This window comes from Streptomyces sp. NPDC002698, assembly GCF_042888945.1.
Classification (GTDB): Bacteria; Actinomycetota; Actinomycetes; order Streptomycetales; family Streptomycetaceae; genus Streptomyces.
On record NZ_JBIAQM010000005.1, the window covers coordinates 209,577 to 229,743 of the forward strand.

Consider the following 20,167-nt stretch of genomic DNA (forward strand, 5'->3'; position numbering starts at 1 on the left):
GCAGCATTGCCCGGCGTCTCCTCTCCTCCCCGAGTCGGAGGTTTGGCCCACTCGGCGGGTGAAGCCGCAAATCCGCACGTACCGTCGAGGGCATGACCCACACCGACGCGGACGCCGGACTCGATCCGGTTCACCCGGTGCCCATACCCGTCTCCCGGCGTGCCGAGGGGCTGTCGGCCGCCGAGGTGGCCGAGCGGGTCGCGCGCGGCGAGGTGAACGACGTCCCGGTGCGCAGCAGCCGCTCCGTCGGCGAGATCGTCCGGGCGAACGTGTTCACCCGCTTCAACGCGATCATCGGTGTCCTCTGGCTGGTCATGCTGATCGTGGCACCGTTCCAGGACAGCCTGTTCGGCTACGTGATCATCGCCAACACCGGGATCGGCATCATCCAGGAGTGGCGGGCCAAGAAGACCCTGGACTCGCTCGCGGTGATCGGCGAGGTGAAACCGACCGTCCGCAGGGACGGGGTCGCCGCCGAGGTGAGTTCCTCGCAGATCGTGCTCGGGGACCTCCTCGAGATCGGGCCGGGCGACAAGGTCGCCGTCGACGGCACCTGCGCGGAGGCCGACGGGCTGGAGATCGACGAGTCGCTGCTCACCGGCGAGGCCGACCCCGTGGTCAAGCACGCCGGCGACCCGGTGATGTCGGGCAGCTTCGTGGTCGCGGGCAGCGGCGCCTTCACGGCGACGAAGGTGGGCCGGGAGGCGTACGCGGCCCAGCTCGCGGAGGAGGCCTCGCGGTTCACGCTGGTCCACTCGGAGCTGCGCAGCGGTATCTCCACGATCCTCAAGTACGTGACGTGGATGATGATCCCGACCGCCATCGGCCTGATCATCAGCCAGCTCGTCGTCAAGCAGCACGGCTTCAAGGACTCCGTCGCGCGGACCGTCGGCGGGATCGTGCCGATGGTCCCGGAGGGTCTGGTCCTGCTCACCTCCGTCGCCTTCGCGATCGGCGTCATCCGACTCGGCCGAAAACAGTGCCTCGTACAGGAACTTCCCGCCATCGAGGGCCTCGCCCGCGTCGACACCGTCTGTCTCGACAAGACCGGCACCCTCACCGAGGGCGGCATGGACGTCACCGAGCTGCGGCCGCTCGACGGCGCCGACGAGTCGTATCTGCGCAAGGTCCTCGGCGCCCTCGGCGAGTCCGATCCGCGGCCGAACGCCTCCCTCCAGGCGATCATCGCCGCCTACCCGGACAGCGAGGAGTGGCGCTGCACCCAGTCCCTGCCCTTTTCCTCCGCCCGCAAATACAGCGGCGCCGGCTTCAGCGAGGGCAACGGCGAGTCGAGCGCCTGGCTGCTCGGCGCTCCCGACGTCCTGCTGGAACCCGGGGACGCGGCTCTCGCCGAGACCGAACGGCTCAACGAGGCGGGCCTGCGGGTGCTGCTGCTCGCGCGGACCACCAAGGACCTCGACGACCCCGCTGTCGCGGAGGCCGCCCGGCCCGCCGCCCTGGTCGTACTGGAGCAGCGGCTGCGCCCGGACGCGGCCGACACCCTGCACTACTTCGCCGATCAGGACGTCAGGGCCAAGGTCATCTCCGGCGACAACGCGGTCTCGGTGGGCGCGGTCGCGGAAAAGCTGGGGCTCACCGGCGAGGTCGTGGACGCGCGCCGGCTGCCGGACGAGCGCGAGGAGATGGCGAAGTCCCTGGAGAAGGGCACGGTCTTCGGACGGGTCACCCCGCAGCAGAAGCGGGACATGGTCGGCGCCCTGCAGTCCCGCGGGCACACGGTGGCGATGACCGGCGACGGCGTGAACGACGTCCTGGCCCTGAAGGACGCCGACATCGGGGTCAGCATGGGCTCGGGGTCCGAGGCGACCCGCGCGGTGGCCCAGATCGTGCTGCTGAACAACAGCTTCTCGACGCTGCCCTCGGTGGTCGGAGAGGGCCGCAGGGTCATCGGGAACATCACCCGGGTCGCGACGCTGTTCCTGGTGAAGACGGTCTACTCGGTGCTGCTGGCCGTCCTGGTGGTGTGCTGGCAGGTCGAGTACCCGTTCCTGCCGCGCCACCTGACCCTGTTGTCCACCCTCACGATCGGCGTCCCGGCGTTCTTCCTCGCCCTCGCCCCGAACAAGGAGCGCGCCCAGCCCCACTTCGTGCGGCGGGTGATGCGGTACTCGATCCCGGGCGGCGTGATCGCGGGAGCGGCGACCTTCTCGATGTACCTGATCGCGCGCCACTACTACACGGGGGAAGGCTCGCTGGAGGCGGAGACGAGCGCCGCGACGCTGACGCTGTTCCTGGTCTCGATGTGGGTGCTCGCGATCATCGCCCGGCCCTACACCTGGTGGCGGATCTGCCTCGTCGCCTCGATGGGCGGGGCGTTCCTGCTGGTGCTCGTGGTGCCGAGGCTCCAGCACTTCTTCGCGCTGAAGCTGGTCGGCACGACGATGCCGTGGGTCGCGGTGCTGATCTCGGTGACAGCGGCGGCCGTCCTGGAGTTCCTGTGGAGATGGGTCGACCGCCGCGTGCCCGCGTAGGGCTGTGTCGCTGATTACCGCACGTCGACGTAGTCACCCGCGGCCTTGACGGCCGGGGTGGTCGTGGTGCCCGCGAAGCTGTAGCGGAAGTAACCGTCGACGGTGGCCGTCATGGTCGCCTTCAGGTTGCCGACGCTGTCCGTGGTGACCGTCTTGACCGTGGTGTACGTGTCGCTGCCCTTCTTGCGGAACTGCAGCTGCACCGGCTGGCCCGTGTAGCCGTGGTACTGGAGGTCTTCCCAGTTGGCGCGGGACAGCTTGCCGGTGACCGTGACGGTCCTGCCCTTCTTCACCGGCTCCGGAGCGGCGTTGACCGTCAGCCTGGAGGCGCGCTGGAGCTTGACGATGGTGGTGGGGATGTCCTGGTAGACGCGGCCGACCTTGCTCCAGTCGCCGCCGTCGCCGTCCGAGTTCACGCCGTTCAGGGCGACGGCGATGCCCTTGGCCCACCAGGTGGTGGCGCTGCCGTTGAACGTCAGGGTGTCGCCCGGAGTGAGGTCGATCATGGACTTGCAGGTGGCGGTGGTCGACGAGGTCTCCGTGCAGGTCGGCTCCTCGTCGAATATCATGTCGGCCGGATTGGCGAAACTGCCGCGGTAGAGATCGACCTGAATGACGAAGTCGTCGGCGTCGATGTCGACGGAGGCCGCGTACCTGATGCTGTACGTGACCGGAGCGATGACCTTCTTGGAGACGCCGACGACGATCGGCTTGCCGTTGTTGACCTTCACGTCCGAGAAGGTCAGGTCGAGCTCGTAGGGCTCCCCGTCGGAACCCGTGGAACCGGTGAACGGGGTCTTGCCGGAGGCGGCGCGGACGGCTTCCCGCACCTTGGCGATGTCCGCGCGGTGGTCTGCGGAGCCGGTGGCGTGGGCGCCCGGCACGACGAACACGGAGAGGGCCAGGGCGCCGGAGACGGCGGCCACGGCGGCACGGATACGCATGGGATCCCCCAGTGGAGACAGGGCCCGGCTGTGGACGTTCCTCACGGCTCGTGGTCACAGGGCCCAAGTGGTGATGGAGCCTGATGGCTCATCAGAGAAGATCACCGAGACGCTCGAACGGTTGTACGCGAGGTGAATTCCCGGTGCGGCCCGTACGGAGATCGCGGCGGACGGGGAGGCGGGGCCAGGGCCGAAGTGGCCGGAGCAGACGGAGATCCCCGACCCTGGGGCCGGGGATCTCCGCTGGTGTCAGGCGCTCAGGCGTTACTGCACGTCGACGTAGTCACCGGCGGCGCTGATGGCCGGGGTGGTCGTGGTGCCCGCGAAGCTGTAGCGGAAGTAACCGTCGACGGTGGCCGTCGTGGTGGTCTTCAGGTTGCCGACGCTGTCCGACTTGATCGTCTTCAGCGTGGTGTAGGTGCTGCTGTTCTTCTTGCGGAACTGGAGCTTCACCGACTGGCCCGTGTAGCCGTGGTACTGGAGGTCGTCCCAGTTGGCGCGGGACAGCTTGCCGGTGACCGTGACGGTCTTGCCCTTCTTCACCGGCTCCGGCGCGGCGTTGACCGTCAGCTTGGAGGCGCGCTGCACCTGGGCGGTCTTGTAGGCGTCGACGATGGTGTAGTCCTCGTCGTTGCCCATGGCACCGGCCCACACCTTCCAGGTGCCGGCCAGCAGGTTGGCATAGATGTTTTCGTTCGGGTCGGCGACGACCGTGACCTTGCAGGTCCCGGTGGTGGCGCCGGTGGCGGTGCAGGTGCCCATCTCGGCGTCCGGGACGATCGCGCCGTCGACGTTTTCGAGGGTCGAGCCGTGCCAGAGCATGGCGTAACCGTCGTAGATGCCGGTCGGGTCGGTGGCCGACACCGAGATGGTGAAGGTCTTCTTGGCGGTGGTGCCGACGACGATGTCCTTGCCGCCGTTGACGGTGACGCTCGTGATCTTGGTGTCGCCGACGACCTCGTCCGCGGGCGTGGAGCCGGTGAACGGCGTGATCTTCGAGGTGGACGGCGCCATCGAGGCGAGCGACCCGTGGCCGTCCGCCTGCGCGGCCGGCACGGCGAGAGCGGAGAGAGCCAGGGCGCCGGAGACGGCGGCCACAGTGGCACGTATGCGCATGCGATCCCCACGTAGAGAGTGAGGGCCCCGGCGATGGCCGGTCCTGAAAGTTCGTCACCACTGGGGCCCGAGTGATGGTGGAGTCTGATGACCCGGAAGAGAAGATCGTCCAGAGCCGCCGATAGTTGTACGCCAGTTGAACTTTTTTCCACTGCCGTGTGAGCGGGCGGGGACGGACAGGAATCCCCGGCCCTAGGAGGGCCGGGGATTCAGGCCGGATCAGGTGACCGGGTCACGCGACGGGATCACGCGACCGGATCAGGCGTGACCGCGGTCGGCGATCAGGTGTCACCGCACGTCGACGTAGTCACCGGCGGCGCTGACTGCCGGGGTGGTCGCGGTACCCGCGAAGCTGTAGCGGAAGTACCCGTCGACGGTGGCCGTCGTGGTGGTCTTCAGGTTGCCGTGGCTGTCCGTCTTGACGGTCTTGACGGTGGTGTAGGTGCTGCTGTTCTTCTTGCGGAACTGGAGCTTCACCGACTGGCCCGTGTAGCCGTAGTAGTCGTGCAGCTCCCAGTTGGCGCGGGTGAGCTTGCCGGTGACCGTGACGGTCCTGCCCTTCTTGACCGGCTCGGGCGCGGCGTCGACCCTCAGCTTGGAGTAGCGCTGGAGCTTGCTGGTGGTGAGCGCGTCCTGGTCGATGTAGCCGACCTTGCTCAGGTCGGCGTCGTCGTCGCTCGGGTCGACGCCGTTGAAGGCGACGGCGAGGCCGATGGCCTTCCACGTGGTGGCGTCGGCGTTGACCAGTTCGTCGCCCGGGTAGATGTCGATGGTGCTCTTGCAGGTGGCGGTGGTCGCCGAGGTGACGGAGCAGGACGGGAAGTCGTCGCCGACCAGGATGCCGACCGGCTCGTCGTAGGAGCCGCGGTAGAGCTCGACGTCCAGGAAGAAGTCGTCGGCGGTGATGTCGACGTCGGCGCCGTGCTTGACGCTGAAGGTGACCGGGGCGGTGACCTGCTTGGAGATGCCGGCCACGATCGGCTTGCCGTTGTTGACCTTCACGTTGGAGAAGGAGAGGTCGAGGGCGTAGGGCGTGCCGCTGGTGTCGCCCGTGGATCCGGTGTACGCGGCCTTGCCCGAGGCGGCACGGGCGGCATCCTGCACCTTGGCGATGTCCGCGCGGTGGTCGGTGGAGCCGGCGGCGTGGGCGCCGGGCGCGACGAGGGCGGAGAGAGCCAGGGCGCCGGAGACGGCGGCCACGGTGGCACGAAGACGCATGCGATCCCCCAGTGGAGACAGGGCCCGTTCGTGGCCGTTCCTCACGGATCGTGGTCACGGGGGCCCAAGTGATGGCGGAGTCTGATGACTCGCCAGGAAAGATCACCGAGGCGCTCGAACGGTTGCACGGGAAACGAAATCTTTGTGCGGTCCATACGGGGATCGGGACGGAGATCGGGGCAGAGATCGGGGCAGAGATCGGGAAAAACGGAAACCCCCGGCCCTGGGGCCGGGGATTTCGGTGACATCAGGTTTTACTGCACGTCGATGTAGTCACCCGCGGCGCTGACGGCCGGGGTGGTCGTGGTGCCCGCGAAGCTGTAGCGGTAGTAACCGTCGGCGGTGGCCGTCGTGGTCGTCTTCAGGTTGCCGGAGCCGTCCGTCGTGACCGTCTTCAGCGTGGTGTACGTGCTGCTGCCCGTCTTGCGGAACTGCAGCTTCACCGGCTGGCCCGTGTAGCCCTGGTACTTGTGGTTGTCCCAGTTCGCGCGGGTCAGGGCGCCGGTGACCGTGACGGTCTTGCCCTTCTTGACCGGCTCGGGCGTGGCGTTGACCGTCAGCTTGGACAGACGCTGGACCTTCTGGGCGCCCAGGTCGCTCTGCCACTTGAAGTGATCGCTGTTGTCGACGGCGACCGCGCCGACCTTCCAGGCACCGGCGTGGGAGTTGGCCAGGTCGTCGTGATCGCCGGTGGCGTCCGGACGGAACTGGATCTTGGCCGTGCACTTGAGCACGGTGGAGGAGGAGGCGGTGCAGGTGCCGGGCTCGTCGCCGCCGAGGATGACCGCGTTCTCGTCCGAGATCGAGGTACCGCGGTAGAGCAGCGGACCGCTCATGAAGGCGCTCGCGCTGAGGCTCGCGGGGTGCGTCACGGTGTAGCTCGCGCCGACCGTGACCGTCGCGGAGGCGCCGACCACGATGTTCTTGCCGCTGTTGATCACGACGTTGGAGAAGGTGACGCCGGACAGCGGGTTGCCTGCGGCCTGCGCGGCCGGCACGGCGAGAGCGGAAAGGGCCAGGGCGCCGGTCACGGCGGCCACGGTGGCTCGTATGCGCATGGGATTCCCCAGGTGGAGAAAAGGGGCCTGCCTGTGGTCGTTCCTTGCGGTTCGTCTTCGCGCGAGGCCCAGTGATCATGGAGTCTGACTGACTCGCATGATCAGAGTCCCGACATGCGCGAATGGTTGTACGGGAGTCGAAAACTTTGCCCGGTGATGACCCGCGGCGCGACCGGGCAGGTGGAACGCCCTTTCACCCCACCCGCGACCGACACCAGAGCGTCGGAAACGGGCCTTCGGCCTCCCCTGCTCTGGCGCCGGGGAGGCCGACGGCCCGGAAATCAGCGCACGTCGAGGTAGTCACCCGTGGCGTTGACCGCCGGAGTGGTCGAGGTGCCCGCGAAGCTGTAGCGCCAGTAGCCGTCGGAGGCGGCCGTGACGGTGGTCTTCAGAGAGCCCGTCGAGTTGCTCTTGATGGTCTTCACCGTCGTGTAGGTGCTGCTGCCCGCCTTGCGGAACTGGAGCTTCACCGGCTGCGAGGTGTAGCCGTGGTAGGCGAGGTCGTCCCAGTTGGCGCGGGAGAGCTTGCCGGTGACCGTGATGGTCTTGCCCTTCCTCACCGGCTCGGGCGAGGCGTTGACCGTCAGCTTGGAGTAACGCTGGAGCTTGACGGAGCCGAGGTTCTCGGCCTCGGCGAAGCCGACCTGGCTCAAGTCGATGTCGTCGGCCAGCGGGTCCTGGTCGTTGAAGTCGAGGACGTAGCCGTCGACCTTCCACGTGGTGGCGTCCTCGTTGCCCACCAGGTCCCAGGTCGGGTCGGCCTCGATGGTGCTCGTGCAGTTCGCCTTCGTCGCGGAGACGTCGGTGCAGACCGGCCAGTCCGGGCCGACCAGCCAGTTGTCCGGGAGGCTGTAGTCGCCGCGGTAGAGCTCGACGTCCATGTACGTGTCGGCGGCGTAGAGGTCGACGTCCGCGGAGTGCGTCACGGTGAAGGTGACGGGGACCGTGACGGTGTTGCCGATGCCCACCACGATCGGCTTGCCGTTGTTGACCTTCACGGCGGAGAAGGTGACGTCCAGCGGGTACGGCGTGGCCTCTTCGCCCGTGGAGCCGGTGTAGGCCGACGTGCCGTCGACGGCCTCGCGCGCGGCCTGCGCGGCCTTCTGGACGTCGTCGTGGCTGTACGAGTGACCGCCCGCCGCCTGGGCGGCGGGGACGGCGAGGGTGGAGAGGGCCAGGGCACCGGAGACGGCGGCCACGGTGGCACGTATGCGCATGCGTTCCTCTGTTAGGAGCGAGGTCCCGGCGACCGTCCGAGATGCGGCCCGGGGGGCGGCGACGGGACCCAAGTAATCGCTGAGCCTGTTGGCTCAGACGAATAGATACACGAGTGTGCGCAAAGGTTGTACGCCGGGTGAAGAAATCATGAACGCATTCACCGTCGGCCGTGCCGGCCGTGTGGGCCGTGCCGGCCGTGCTCCGGCACGGCGGACCGCCGCGGTCGGCCCGCTCGGTCCCGTGCCCCGGCCGCCGCGGTCCGCCGGCCGGGGTCGGCCGGTCGGACCGGCGGTCACGCCCGTCAGTCGAACCAGCGGTCCCGGGCCAGCTCCGCCGTGCGGGACGGGTCCTCCAGCAGCGCGGCGACCTCGAAGCGGCGCGGCCACTGGCCCGCCGACCAGGCGAGCCCGGCGGCGACACCCTCCAGGGTGGCGGCGTGCAGCACCCCGTCCCGGGTGCGACGCCAGTCGAGTTCGGTGCCGTCGACCACGAGCTCCTCGTGCTCGACGTACGAAGCGGGGGTCGCGGGGCCCAGCAGGACCCGTACGGACTCCGGTACGTCGTGCTCGGTGCCCTCGGAGGTCACCTCGCCGGTGACGGACTCGCTGAGCCGCCTCACCTGGAACAGCTCGGCGAGCTCCGCGGCCCGCGACGGCGGCACCGGCAGCAGCGGCACCCCGGTGGTGAAGGCCAGCAGGTCCGGGGAGTCCACGACCACCGCGTCGGCCGCGTCCACGACCTTCACCTCACCGTCCACGACCGCCCGCAGCTCGTCCGGCAGTGTCACCCGCTCGGGGTCTAGATCGGCCAACGCGCTGTACAGGGCGTGCAGTTGGGTACCGGAGACCCGGCGTCCGGGGTCGGCGAGCCGGTCGAGCAGTTCGGCCGCGCCACCCGGCTCGTCGAGCAGGGCGGCCACGGACGTACGGACACCGAGCGCCCGCAGGACCTGCTCGTCGTCGAAGCCGGTCGCGTCGGCCTCGTCGTACAGGCCGCGCAGCAGCGGGTCGCCGCCGGCGGCGAGCAGACCGGCCGGCCTGCGCCCGTCGAGCACCGGATGCCCGCGCAGCCACCACGCCGTGTACGGGCGGACGATCTCGTGCGTGCCGTCCGGGAGCAGGACGCGCACCTGCTGGATGATCGCGTCCCGCAGCGGGGGCTGGGCGAGCAGCGCGAGGGCCTCCGGCCACCGGTCGTCGTCCACCACGTCCAGGTCCCGTACGGCCACGATCTCGGTGGCGACGGGCGGCACCGGCGAGTCGGGCAGCCGGTCCAGGACGTCCTCGCACCACACGTCCACGGCGTCCAGCAGACCCGCGTCGTCGGGTTCGGCGAAGTCCCCTTCGCGCGGCTCCAGTTCGTCCGGATCGAGGACGACGTCGGTGGCCCGCACCAGGGCGAAGCCGGCCAGCACGCCGCAGGCCGCGAGGGGCTGTTCGCCCCAGCGGCCGGCGAGCTCGGCGTCGACGAGGGCGAGTTCGTCCTCACGCATGATCCGGGCGAACGGGCTGCCGGGCAGGACGAGTTCACCGGCGGGCACGAGCTCGCCCTCCTCGTCGGGCAGGGCGAGCGCGCCGAGCCAGGGCTCGTCGCCGGGTTCGAGCGCGGCGTCACGGACCAGCGCGAGGACGGTGTCCGCGAGCTCCTCCGCGTCCAGGGTGTCCTCGTCCCACGCCCCGCCCTCGTCGTCGAGCGAGGCGGCCACCGCGGCCCGCACCTGCGGGGTGGTGAGCACCGCGCGGGCCGAGGCCGGGAGAGCGCCCAGCTTCTCCAGCAGGGGGTGGGCCGCGTCCGGGTGCGCGACCTTGAGGCCGAGCCGGGCGAGCGTGCCGGGGGCCACCAGGGACCCCTCGGCGGTGGGCAGCAGGATCTGGCGGGGCCCGATCGTCGTACGGCCGTCGGCCAGCGGCACCGGCAGTCCCGACAGCCGGTCCGGGTCCACCCCGGCGAGGCTGTCGTACAGGCGGTACCACCACTCCGGGTCCTTCTCCAGGCCGGCCAGCCGGTCCACGGCCTCGGTGAGCGGCACCCGGGCGACGCCCAGCGTGCGCAGTTCCACCCGCCGTTCGAGCCCGGCCGGCAGCAGGCCGGTCAGCACCTCCGCGAGCACCCGGACGGTCTCGGCGCCCGCGCCCTCCACCACCTCGGCGTCGCGCGGCCGCAGGGCGGCGGGGTTCTCCGAGGCACTGCTCCCGGGCCAGTCCTCGGAGGCGTCGACGTCCGGCAGCCGGGCCGGAGGGGCGGCGGGCGGCAGGAACGCGGTGCGCGGCAGCCGGTCCAGGATCGCCTGGCGCAGCGCTCCGTCGAGCTCGCCCTTGCCGAGCGGGCCGGGCACCAGGTCGATGATCCCGGTGTCCACCGGCCGCCAGTCGGCGAGGAGTTCGGCGTAGGCGTCGGCCGCGCGCTCCACCAGGAAGTCGGTCAGCGGGCCGGGAGCCGCGTGGCGCCGGGTGGTGTCGAGGGGGAGGGAGGCGATGAGGAGCGCCGGGACGCCGAGGGCTTCGTCGCTCGGTGTCGGCGCGTGCACGACGGGGCTGGTCCTCGGGCGGGCCGGGGATCCCTCCGTGCCGACCGGGACGGCCCAGGTCACGGACCAGTGCGGGCGCAGCCGCTCCTCGACCGGGCGGTCGGCGAGCAGGGCGGGGTCGAGGGGGCCGTGCGCCGTGACGGTGCGGTAGCGGGTGGCGCCGTCGCGGGAGTCGTCGATGAGGGCGCCGTGCTCGGCGGCGGTCCGGCGCAGGGTGCGGATCTCCGCGTCGCCGATCTCCACCACCACTTCCTCCAGGCCGGGAAGGGCCAGCAGGAGGGCGTCGTCGATGGTCCGCAGGAGGCGCTCGGCGAGATCCTCCGCGGCGGTGTCGCGCAGCGGCATGATCACGGCGGTGTCGTACGGGTCCGGGGCGGTGCCCTCGGCCGCGAACGGCAGCCTCAGCAGCGGCACATGGCCGTCCCGTCGGCGGATCTCGTCGCCGAGGCCGGGGCTGTCCGCGGCGATGCCGGCGGCGAGGTCGTGGGCCTCGGCGAGCGCCCAGCGGACGCCGCCGTGCCGGCCGACGACGGCGGGCTCGTCGGTGACGGCGAGGACCGCGGCGAAGCCGACGCCGAAGCGGCCCACGGCGGTGTCGTGCGCGTCCCGCTTCGCGGAGGCCCGGAGGGTGGCGAGGGACTCGACGCCGGCCGCGTCGAGGGGGGCGCCGGTGTTGGCCGCCACCAGGACGCCGTCGCGGAGCGTGAGACGCAGGCGGCCCGGGGTGCCCGCGCGGGCCGAGGCGTCCGCGGCGTTCTGGGCGAGTTCCACGACGAGCCGGTCGCGGTACCCGCCGAGGACCAGGTCCTCCTCGGCGTTGGCGTCCTCTCGGAACCTGGCCGGGCTGGCCGCCCAGGCGTCCAGTACTCCGCGGCGCAGGCGGGCCGTGCCGAACGGGTCCGCACCCTCGGCAGCAGGCCGCACGAACTTACTCACGGGTTCACTCTCCCTCTCGCCTGGCGCGACCGCGAATGCTGCACCGGGTCGCGGCTTGAAGGTACCGCGCGCCGTCCCCCGCTCCGGGCGGGGGACGGGGTGGGTGGGTCGGGTCCGTCCGGGTTCGCTGCGCTGGCGTCCCGGTGCCGGTGCCGGTCCGGTGGGTGGGTCGGGGCCGTGCCGGTGCATCAGCCCGTCGCCGTTGGATGAGGGGTGGCCGTCGGTGGCGACGGGCATCGATGTACCGGCACGTCCCCTCACGCGCGTACCCGGCTGCGGGTACGTCCGTCCAGAACGACCCAGCCCCGGCCGGGCAGCAGTCCCAGCCCCGGCCAGGCAGCAATTCAGCCCCGGCCAGGCCGCCATTCCAGCCCCGGCCGGGAAAATCCAGCCCCTCCGGCGCTTGAGGAGCGGGGTCCGGGGCGGAGCCCCAGGGGGTCACCTTCCTCCGGGCCGCCTTCGGGTGCGGGAGGCAATATTCAGCCCCTCCGGCGCTTGAGGAGCGGGGTCCGGGGCGGAGCCCCGGGTACGGGACGGGTAGGGGCGGAGGGGGCGAAAGAAGGCTGGGGCATACCTGTGCCGGGGTGCCGGGAACGGCGAGAGCACCGGTTCCAGGCCCAGGGGCCAGTGAAGAGCACCGGTTCCAGGCCCAGGGGCCAGTGAAGAGCACTGGTTCCAGGCCCCTCCGCCGGTGAACCTACGAGTGGCCCAGTTCCGCCGTGGATTCGTCCGTCGTGGCCGGCACCGAGCCCGAGTCGGGGGACGGGCGGAGCGGGAAGGGGTCGACCTGGGTCTCGTCGATCACCGGAAGCGGCGGCCGCGGAGGCGTCGGCATGATCGCTGCCTCGGAGTGCCCACCGCACCCGTACGCGAGAGACACCACACGCCCGTCCGCCGGCGAGAACTCGTTCGCACAGACACCGAACGCCTGTCCGAGCGAGCCCCCGATACGGTTCAGGAAGCCACAGCTCACGCACGTCGCGGGCGCGGCCTGCGCCATCGCCGTCTTGGCGCCGTACGAGTCCTCCCAGCGGTCGGCCGCGACATGCAGCCCGTACCGGGAGAGCACCCGGGCCCGGCGCAGCCCCAGTTCCTCGGCCACGGCGGCGATCGAGCCCCGGCGCGGAGCCATCGGCAGGTTCGCGGGCGTTCCCGCGGTCACCTCCGCGTCCTCCGCCTCCACCAGCTCGGCCATGTCCTCGGAGACCGCGGAGTTGGGCGCGGGCTCGTCCTCGCCGGAGTAACCCGGCTCCAGCCGCAGATCCTCGGCGTCCGTGGGGAGCAGATCCCCCGGTCCCATGTCGCCGGGGCGGAGCCGCTCGCTCCACGGCACCCACTCGGGGGCCAGCAGAGCGTCCGTGCCGGGCAGCAGAACCGTCTCGTCAAGGGTGACGATCTTCGCCCGGGAGGCGCGGGCCACGGTCGACGCCCAGCGCCAGCCGCGGTACCCGGGTTCCTTGCACTCGAAGTAGTGCGTGACAACGCGGTCCCCCTCGGAGACCAGCCCGAGGTGCTCGCCGACGACGCCGGGGTACGCGGCTTCCTCGGCGGCCGCGCGGGCGAGATCGACGGCCTCTGCGCACAGGCGGTCGGGGGTGCGGCTTCGCGTTGTCGCTGCGCTCACAGGTATCGCTTCTCTCCTACGCCGTCTCACGGGTGCGCCATTCCTCCGGCGGGGGTGCGGACGGAGCGGACCGGTGGGCCGCGTCGACGTCCGCGCCCGATCGCACTCGGGCGCACCTACGCCATCCATTCTGCGGGATGGCCGAGAGGCGCGCGGCCGAGAACAATCGCCGCAGGCGCGTTACGCACGCTACCTTCTCCTGGCCCCTGGGCCCACACCGGCGGCCGTCTTCGGCTCCCCGCGCCGGGATCTTCGCCGCTCCACGGCCCCCGGACCCGGCCGCTCCGCAGTCCGTTCCCCGCCGCTCCACGTCAGAAGTTTCCCATCCGCCCACCCGTCTCGCCCAGTCCGATGGGCCCCACTCGGCACCCATACGCGCGGTAACCGCACTACGCACCCCGAAGTCGGGGCACTATGACGGAGTGGCGTCCGCAAGGTCACCCCAGGGAGCAACCGGTGTCGGTGGCGCCAAGGGGAACAACCGAAGTGGCGGATCGGGCCGGGTGACCGGATCCGTCCGTGCGGTGGGGCGTGCCCTGCACTTCCCGGTGACACGGACCGCCCGCGGCATCCGCAAGGCGACGCACGCCCACGGGGCGGGCGAGTCGGGCCTCGGGAAACTGATCGAACTGCACGCGGTGAACGGCGCGGGCGATGTCATGATCACGGTGGCTCTGGCGTCCACCGTGTTCTTCTCCGTGCCGACCGACGAGGCCCGCGGAAGAGTCGCCCTCTACCTGGGCATCACCATGGCGCCCTTCGCCGTCCTGGCCCCCGTCATCGGCCCTCTGCTCGACCGTCTGCCGCACGGCCGGCGGGCCGCGATGGCGGGCTCGATGCTCGCCCGGGCGATGCTCGCCCTGATGCTGTCGGGCGCGGTCGTCACCGGCACCTTCGAGCTGTATCCCGCCGCGCTCGGCGTACTCGTCGCCTCCAAGGCGTACGGCGTGGTGCGCAGCGCCGTCGTACCCCGGCTCCTGCCACCCACGTTCTCCCTGGTCAAGGCCAATTCCCGGGTCACTCTGGGTGGACTCCTGGCCACCGGTGTGGCCGGGCCGATCGCCGTCCTGCTCCAGTCGGCGGGCGCGCGCTATCCGCTCTACGGCGCCTTCACGATCTTCATCCTGGGCACGTTCCTGTCGTTCTCGCTGCCGCCCAAGGTCGACTCCGCCAAGGGCGAGGACACGGCGCTGCTCGCCGCCGACCCGGACCATCTGCACGGCCCGCGCCTGAAGAAACCCCCGCGCCCCGGGCTGCGGACCGTGGGGACGGCCGTCACCCACGCTCTGGGCGCCAACGCCTCGCTGCGCTGCCTGTCCGGCTTCCTGATCTTCTTCCTCGCCTTCCTGCTGCGCGAGCACCCGCTCACCGGCAAGAGCGCCGCGGTCTCGCTCGGTCTGGTGGTCGTCTCGGCGGGAGTCGGCAACGCGATCGGCACGGCCGTCGGCGCCTGGCTGAAGCGGCGCTCCCCGGAGATCATCATCGTGACGGTGGTGGCGGTCGTGGTGGCCGCGGCGATCACGGCGGCGCTCTTCTTCGGCACCCTGATGATCGCGTGCCTCGCGGCGATCGCCGGTTTCGCCCAGGCTCTCGCCAAGCTGTCCCTGGACGCCCTGATCCAGCGGGACGTCCCGGAACTTGTCCGGAATTCGGCGTTCGCCCGCTCCGAGACACTGCTCCAGATGGCCTGGGTGCTCGGCGGAGCCATCGGCATCGCGATGCCGCTCAACGGCCCGCTCGGCCTCTCCGTGGCGGCCGGGATCGTGGCCGTGGGGTGGCTGACGACCGTGCGGGGACTGCTCCTGGCGGCCCGGCGCGGCGGATCGGCCCGTGGTCACCTCTCCTGAGCCGCGCGGGGGCCTCGCACGGCACGCCGCACCCCACGTGGGGGCACCGGTGGGCCTGCCCGATAGCCTTCGGTCATGACCTCCCTGCCCCGCGGCAGAGCCGCTAATGGACAACGCGCTGCGCGCCGTCGCCGCGCCGTCGCCACGGTCGGCGCCGTTTCCGCCGGACTCCTCGTCCTGTCCGCCTGTGACAAACCGACCCCCATGGCCACCGTCACGGTCGGCGACAAGTCGGTGAGCTCCGAGGCCGACTGCTACAACGACGGTGACGCCCTGAAGGCCACGGACCTGTCGGGCTGCCTGCGGTCCAAGGACATCAAGTCCATCACCGTCGACCCCGACGAGACCGTGCGGTTCGGCGTGGACCCGGACATCGCGGACAAGGGCTGGACGCTTCTGATGAACGGACAGCAGCTGCTGCCCGAGACCACCAAGAAGACGTACCTGACGATTCCGGGCAGTGTCTTCTTCAACCAGCAGTACGGCGCCACCGGCGGCTCGACGCTCGTCTCCATCAAGCAGGGCAAGGCGACGGCCACCGGCCTGTGGTCCTTCAAGTTCAAGAAGGACACGGACAACTGATCACCGCCGCCGGGCCGAGTGTGCTCGTGGCCACCGCCGTCCCCGCGGAGCGGGAAGCGGTGGCCGCGGCGTCGTCCGGCACGGCGCGGGAGATACGGCTCCCGGGGGCGACGCTCCACCGGACCGGCGGGCACGATCTGCTCGCCGCCGGTGTCGGCCCCGCGCTCGCCGCCGCCTCCGTCTCCGCCGCGCTGACCGCCGCCGCCCTCGGCGGCACTCCCTACCGCCTCGTCGTCTGCGCGGGGATCGCCGGCGGCTTCCAGCCCGGCGCGCCCGTGGGATCGCTCGTGGTCGCCGACGACATCGTCGCGGCGGACCTGGGCGCCGAGGCACCGGAGGGCTTCCTGCCGGTCACCGAGCTCGGCTTCGGGACCGTCAGCCACCGGCCCCCGAAATCACTCGTACGAGAAGCCGCGGCCGTCACCGCCGGCCGCGTCGGAACGGTCCTCACGGTGTCGACCGTGACCGGCAGCGCCGCACGCGCCGCCGAACTGCGCGCCCGGCACCCGCGTGCCCTCGCCGAGGCGATGGAGGGCTTCGGGGTCGCCGAGGCCGCCGCCGCCCACGGTGTGCCGGTGCTGGAGATCCGCGCGGTGTCCAATCCCGTCGGCCCGCGGGACCGCGCCGCGTGGCGCATCGGCGACGCCCTCGCGGCCCTCACCGGCGCCTTCGGGAAGCTGGGGCCCCTGCTGGAGAGTTGGAATCCTCATGAGCACACCGACTGAATCCGCCGAAACCCTGCGGATCGCCTACTCGCCCTGCCCGAACGACACCTTCGTCTTCGACGCCTGGGCTCACGGCCGCGTCCCCGGCGCGCCCTCCCTCGACGTGACCTTCGCGGACATCGACATCACCAACGGCATGGCCGAGCGCGGCGAGTTCGACGTGCTGAAGGTGTCGTACGCCGTGCTGCCGTACGTCCTCGACGACTACGCGCTGCTGCCGTGCGGCGGCGCGCTCGGGCGCGGCTGCGGTCCGCTGGTGCTGACGAAGGAGGCCGGCGCCGACCTCACGGGGCGTACGGTCGCCGTGCCGAGCGAGCGGTCGACGGCGTACCTGCTGTTCCGGCTGTGGGCCGCGGACACGGTTCCCGGCGGGGTCGGCGAGATCGTGGTCATGCCGTTCCACGAGATCATGCCGGCCGTGCGGGACGGGAAGGTCGACGCGGGACTCGTCATCCACGAGGCGCGTTTCACGTACCAGAACTACGGGCTGCACAAGCTCGCCGACATGGGCGAGCACTGGGAGCACACCACGGGGCTGCCGATCCCGCTGGGCGCGATCATCGCCAGGCGGTCGCTGGGGGCCGAGCGGCTCCGGGAGCTCGCCGAGGCCGCCCGCGCCTCGGTCCGCGCCGCCTGGGACGACCCCGAGGCCTCCCGCCCCTACGTCCTGGAGCACGCCCAGGAAATGGACCCGGGCGTCGCGGACCAGCACATCGGCCTGTACGTCAACGAGTTCACGGCCGATCTGGGCGAGCCCGGATACGCGGCGGTCCGCGGGCTGCTCACGCGCGCGGCGGCCGAGGGGCTGGTGCCGCCCCTCGGACCGGACGCGCTGGCGTTTCCCTGATGTCCGGTTCCCGCTCCGGAACCGGCCGGATCCCTCAGGAACCCGGTTGCTCCGGCCGCTGACGGCCGGTCATACGTCGAGCTGGTCGGCGACCGCGCGCAGCAGGCCCGCGATCTTCTTGCCGGAGGCCTTGTCGGGGTAGCGGCCCTGTTCCAGGGTGGGCGTGATGTTCTCGAGGAGGGTCGTCAGGTCCTGCACGATGGACGCCAGTTCATCCGGTTTGCGGCGCTGGGCGGCCGCGACCGAGGGAGTCGGGTCCAAAAGGGTCACCGAGAGGGCCTGATCGCCGCGCTGACCGGCGACGACGCCGAACTCGACACGCTGGCCGGGCTTGAGGGCGTCTACTCCGGCGGGCAGGACCGAGGAATGGACGAAGACGTCGCCGCCGTCGTCGCGGGAGAGAAAGCCGAAGCCCTTCTCAGTGTTGAACCACTTGACTTTGCCGGTGGGCACGTCTGTCCTCGTCCTCGTACTCGTCGGAAACTTCTCTGGGAACGTCCCGGGCGGTTGCAGGGGCAACTGCCCGGGAAACGCCTCTGGATAGCACTACCGGCGGGTCAGCCGACCCGCCGGTACCAAGGCTAATGGTCCGTCGGCTCGTGACAAGACGTCGCTGGATTGTTCCTTCGCGCAGGGAACTACCCTGGTGGAGTGCGTGACAAAACCCAAGTGAATTCCCCCGAAGCCGGTGACAGGCTGATCCGTGCCGGTGCCATCGTGTTCTTCGTCGGAGCATTGGCCACACTGGTCACCGTGGCCCCGCTGTTGCTCGGTACGAAACCTTTTCCGTTCTACATGTTCGGCTTGAGCATGCTCATGGGTGCCGGATTCCTGCTGGCCGGCGCGGGTGTGCTCCAGTCCGCCGCGCAGGGCCGCCGCCGGGCCCGCGCCGCCCGTTCCTGACGACGGTCGGTCCCGACGGCCGGACGGTCGGTCCTGAGGCGGTCGGTCCCGAGGCGGTCGGTCCTGAGGCGGTCGCCCATGCGGCGGCTGTTCCCGTGGGCCGGGGCCGGGTTCGGCGTGCCCTCAGCGGTGGTTCTCCAGCCACGCCGGGAACTCCGTGAGGTCGCCGAGGACGACATCCGCGCCCGCCGCGCGCAGTTCCTCGGCGTCGCACGGCCCGGTCGCCACGGCCACGCTGTACGCCCGCGCGGTGCGCGCTCCGCGTACGTCGCCGATGTGGTCGCCCACGTACACGCTCGCGCCGTGCTCGCGCAGCGCGACCGCCTTCTGTTCGGCCCACAGGCCGCCGACGACGTCGTCCGCGTCGATGCCGAGGTGGTCCAGGTGCAGCCTGGCGTTGGGCTCCCACTTCGCGGTCACGACGACGGCGCGCCCGCCGGCCGCCCGCACCGCTGCGACGGCCTCGCGCGCGCCGGGCATCGCGAGCGAGCCGGTGATCGCGTGCTCGGGGTACATCGCGCGGTAGAGGTCCGCCGTCGCCGGTATGTCCTCGGCCGGGAACCAGTGGGCGAGTTCCTCCTCCAGCGGGGGCCCGAGACGCGTGACCACGAGATCGGAGTCGATGTACGTCCCGGTCCGTGCCGCCATCGCCTCGAAGCAGGCGTGGATCCCGGGGCGGGAGTCGATCAGGGTCATGTCGAGGTCGAAGCCGACAGTCAGCGCTGGTGAGGTCATATGGGCCATTGTGCCCAGGTCGCCGGGGAACCGGTCCAGGCCTTTTCGCGGGGCGCCTCGGGGTACGGGTCCGGGTGCGGGTCCGGGTGCGGGTCCGGGTGCGGGTCCGGGTGCGGGTCCGAGTGCGAGTCCGGGTCCGGGACGGCCTCACAGGGCTCCGTTCGGGTCTCTCCCGGACGCCGGGCCCACGTGGCTGACTCTCTCCCGGACGCCGGGCCCACGTCGCCGTCCCTCCCCTCCCTCCTCCCCTCACCGCCACCCCGCCCCCGGGCTCTCTCCCGCCCCGCTCCAGGGCGCCGGGAGCACCTCTCGCGGGCGCCTTCCGGGGCCGTGCCGGGCGTCAGCGGTTTCGCTGGGAGCGCCAGACCAGGTACAGGGCCGAGGCGATCGCCGCGCCGCGGACGACGAAGGGCCAGGTCTGGGTCATCGCCTCGTTCATGTGGCCCTCGGCGACGGGCGTGCCCCAGCGGCCGTCCGAACGGCCCCAGAGCCAGACGATGCCGGCCGTGGCGGACAGGCCCGGCAGGACGAGGACGGCCCATTTCGACTCCGCCCGGGTCAGCCGGCGCGAGCCGTAGGCGATCAGCCAGCCGAGGCCGAGCGCGAACCAGTTGCCGAGGACCGCGCCGGCGACGAGGAGGGCGGCGGCGAGCAGGAGCAGCGGGTTGGTGTAGCCGCCGGGGCGCGGGAGGAGACGGCGGGGCAGGCGGCGCAGGACACCGGCCCCGGCGGGCGGCTCGTCCTCGGGGGCCGGTGCCGTCTCCTCGGCCGGTTTCGCCTCGTCCTCGGGCCCGCCGTCCTTGTCCCCCGGGGGCGGCTTGAGCAGCTCGGGGATCTCCACGCCGCCGACGAACCCGGGCACGCTGTCGCCGAGCCCGAAGGGGCTGTCGGTGGCACGCCACCAGTCGGGCCGCATCGCGCTGTCGCCCAGTTCGGACGCGCTCGCCAGATGGGGCGGGGACGGCGCGTCGGCCCCGGCGCTCTCGGCGGGCTCCCGGGCCGGGCGGGGGCGGGGGACGACGCGGCGCAGTCCCTTGGGGCGCGCCTCCGGTTCGGCGGCGCGCTGGGACGGCACGGCGGCCCAGGTCCGGGTGCCGGCCTCGGTGCCTCCGGTGCCCCCTCCGGCCGCCGCGACGATCGCGTCGGGGGTGCCGAGACGGTCGAGGATGCGGCGGACCGCGGCGGGGGTGTCGGCGATGGCTCCGGCCCGGCGGCGGCCGATCTCCTCGCGCAGTTCCGTGACCAGCCGCATGCGGGTGGCCGACGGCAACTGCCGCTGCTGGGCCAGGTCGCCGACCCGGCTCAGGTAGTCGAAGACCAGCTGGTCGCTCTCGATCCCCACGAAGTCCCCTCCGGGGCGGGTGCGTTGGATACCCCGTGGGGACGAAGGTACCG

Annotated in this window: 16 protein-coding genes; 6 read left to right on the plus strand and 10 right to left on the minus strand. The window is 71.5% G+C overall.

The genetic code is table 11. The features are described 5' to 3' along the window. Positions 1-92: 92 nt before the first annotated feature. Positions 93-2,492 carry a cation-translocating P-type ATPase gene (locus ACFYW9_RS10015; RefSeq protein WP_389147173.1) on the plus strand — a complete coding sequence of 800 codons (2,400 nt, stop codon included), beginning with the start codon at positions 93-95 and terminating at the stop codon, positions 2,490-2,492. 14 nt (positions 2,493-2,506) lie between these two features. On the opposite strand, the gene ACFYW9_RS10020 is transcribed toward ACFYW9_RS10015, so the two are convergent. From ACFYW9_RS10020 to ACFYW9_RS10050, 7 genes are all read right to left on the minus strand, one after another. Next, positions 2,507-3,436 carry a hypothetical protein gene (locus tag ACFYW9_RS10020; RefSeq protein ID WP_389147176.1) on the minus strand — a complete coding sequence of 310 codons (930 nt, stop codon included), beginning with the start codon at positions 3,434-3,436 and terminating at the stop codon, positions 2,507-2,509. Positions 3,437-3,700: 264 nt separating this feature from the next. After that, positions 3,701-4,552 (minus strand): calcium-binding protein, encoded by an 852-nt coding sequence (locus ACFYW9_RS10025; RefSeq protein WP_389147179.1) that lies wholly within the window; start codon positions 4,550-4,552, stop codon positions 3,701-3,703. 288 nt (positions 4,553-4,840) lie between these two features. Beyond that, positions 4,841-5,770: a hypothetical protein gene (locus ACFYW9_RS10030; protein WP_351860042.1), complete on the minus strand. Its 930-nt coding sequence runs from the start codon at positions 5,768-5,770 to the stop codon at positions 4,841-4,843. Positions 5,771-6,024: 254 nt separating this feature from the next. After that, positions 6,025-6,828 carry a hypothetical protein gene (locus ACFYW9_RS10035; RefSeq protein WP_389147183.1) on the minus strand — a complete coding sequence of 268 codons (804 nt, stop codon included), beginning with the start codon at positions 6,826-6,828 and terminating at the stop codon, positions 6,025-6,027. 281 nt (positions 6,829-7,109) lie between these two features. Continuing rightward, positions 7,110-8,045, minus strand: coding sequence for a hypothetical protein (locus ACFYW9_RS10040; RefSeq protein WP_389147186.1), 936 nt, complete (start codon positions 8,043-8,045; stop codon positions 7,110-7,112). A gap of 302 nt (positions 8,046-8,347) precedes the next feature. Then, positions 8,348-11,509, minus strand: coding sequence for a sacsin N-terminal ATP-binding-like domain-containing protein (locus ACFYW9_RS10045; protein ID WP_389147189.1), 3,162 nt, complete (start codon positions 11,507-11,509; stop codon positions 8,348-8,350). Between the two features lie 697 nt (positions 11,510-12,206). Then, positions 12,207-13,133 carry a DUF3027 domain-containing protein gene (locus tag ACFYW9_RS10050; protein WP_389147192.1) on the minus strand — a complete coding sequence of 309 codons (927 nt, stop codon included), beginning with the start codon at positions 13,131-13,133 and terminating at the stop codon, positions 12,207-12,209. Between the two features lie 422 nt (positions 13,134-13,555). On the opposite strand from ACFYW9_RS10050, the gene ACFYW9_RS10055 reads away from it, so the two are divergent. The 4 genes from ACFYW9_RS10055 (at position 13,556) to ACFYW9_RS10070 (ending at position 17,134) form a co-directional block, all read left to right on the plus strand. Continuing rightward, complete coding sequence (locus ACFYW9_RS10055) at positions 13,556-14,980, plus strand: MFS transporter (protein ID WP_389147194.1); 1,425 nt, start codon at positions 13,556-13,558, stop codon at positions 14,978-14,980. Positions 14,981-15,055: 75 nt separating this feature from the next. Beyond that, positions 15,056-15,562 carry a DUF2771 domain-containing protein gene (locus tag ACFYW9_RS10060; protein WP_387305161.1) on the plus strand — a complete coding sequence of 169 codons (507 nt, stop codon included), beginning with the start codon at positions 15,056-15,058 and terminating at the stop codon, positions 15,560-15,562. A gap of 26 nt (positions 15,563-15,588) precedes the next feature. Next, positions 15,589-16,287, plus strand: coding sequence for a futalosine hydrolase (locus ACFYW9_RS10065; RefSeq protein ID WP_326787084.1), 699 nt, complete (start codon positions 15,589-15,591; stop codon positions 16,285-16,287). Then, the gene (locus ACFYW9_RS10070) at positions 16,271-17,134 is read left to right on the plus strand and encodes a 1,4-dihydroxy-6-naphthoate synthase (protein ID WP_351860057.1); all 864 of its coding nucleotides are present in this window, start codon (positions 16,271-16,273) and stop codon (positions 17,132-17,134) included. The genes ACFYW9_RS10065 and ACFYW9_RS10070 overlap by 17 nt, the downstream gene beginning before the upstream one ends. Before the next feature lie 69 nt (positions 17,135-17,203). On the opposite strand, the gene ACFYW9_RS10075 is transcribed toward ACFYW9_RS10070, so the two are convergent. Continuing rightward, positions 17,204-17,587: a cold-shock protein gene (locus ACFYW9_RS10075; protein ID WP_328669745.1), complete on the minus strand. Its 384-nt coding sequence runs from the start codon at positions 17,585-17,587 to the stop codon at positions 17,204-17,206. 198 nt (positions 17,588-17,785) lie between these two features. On the opposite strand from ACFYW9_RS10075, the gene ACFYW9_RS10080 reads away from it, so the two are divergent. Next, positions 17,786-18,037, plus strand: coding sequence for a hypothetical protein (locus ACFYW9_RS10080; protein ID WP_329300350.1), 252 nt, complete (start codon positions 17,786-17,788; stop codon positions 18,035-18,037). 123 nt (positions 18,038-18,160) lie between these two features. On the opposite strand, the gene ACFYW9_RS10085 is transcribed toward ACFYW9_RS10080, so the two are convergent. Both ACFYW9_RS10085 and ACFYW9_RS10090 read right to left on the minus strand, forming a co-directional pair. Next, a complete protein-coding gene (locus tag ACFYW9_RS10085; RefSeq protein ID WP_389147201.1) occupies positions 18,161-18,781 on the minus strand; it encodes an HAD family hydrolase in 621 nt (206 codons plus the stop codon). A 331-nt stretch (positions 18,782-19,112) separates the two neighbouring features. Continuing rightward, positions 19,113-20,114: a hypothetical protein gene (locus ACFYW9_RS10090; RefSeq protein ID WP_389147203.1), complete on the minus strand. Its 1,002-nt coding sequence runs from the start codon at positions 20,112-20,114 to the stop codon at positions 19,113-19,115. Positions 20,115-20,167: the final 53 nt, after the last annotated feature.

What these genes read in the sequence shown, in the direction of transcription:
- ACFYW9_RS10015 (WP_389147173.1), top strand. Translation starts at nt 93, where the DNA reads ATGACCCACACCGACGCGGACGCCGGACTCGATCCGGTTCACCCGGTG.
- ACFYW9_RS10020 (WP_389147176.1), bottom strand. Translation starts at nt 3,436, where the DNA reads ATGCGTATCCGTGCCGCCGTGGCCGCCGTCTCCGGCGCCCTGGCCCTC.
- ACFYW9_RS10025 (WP_389147179.1), bottom strand. Translation starts at nt 4,552, where the DNA reads ATGCGCATACGTGCCACTGTGGCCGCCGTCTCCGGCGCCCTGGCTCTC.
- ACFYW9_RS10030 (WP_351860042.1), bottom strand. Translation starts at nt 5,770, where the DNA reads ATGCGTCTTCGTGCCACCGTGGCCGCCGTCTCCGGCGCCCTGGCTCTC.
- ACFYW9_RS10035 (WP_389147183.1), bottom strand. Translation starts at nt 6,828, where the DNA reads ATGCGCATACGAGCCACCGTGGCCGCCGTGACCGGCGCCCTGGCCCTT.
- ACFYW9_RS10040 (WP_389147186.1), bottom strand. Translation starts at nt 8,045, where the DNA reads ATGCGCATACGTGCCACCGTGGCCGCCGTCTCCGGTGCCCTGGCCCTC.
- ACFYW9_RS10060 (WP_387305161.1), top strand. Translation starts at nt 15,056, where the DNA reads ATGACCTCCCTGCCCCGCGGCAGAGCCGCTAATGGACAACGCGCTGCG.
- ACFYW9_RS10070 (WP_351860057.1), top strand. Translation starts at nt 16,271, where the DNA reads ATGAGCACACCGACTGAATCCGCCGAAACCCTGCGGATCGCCTACTCG.
- ACFYW9_RS10085 (WP_389147201.1), bottom strand. Translation starts at nt 18,781, where the DNA reads ATGGCCCATATGACCTCACCAGCGCTGACTGTCGGCTTCGACCTCGAC.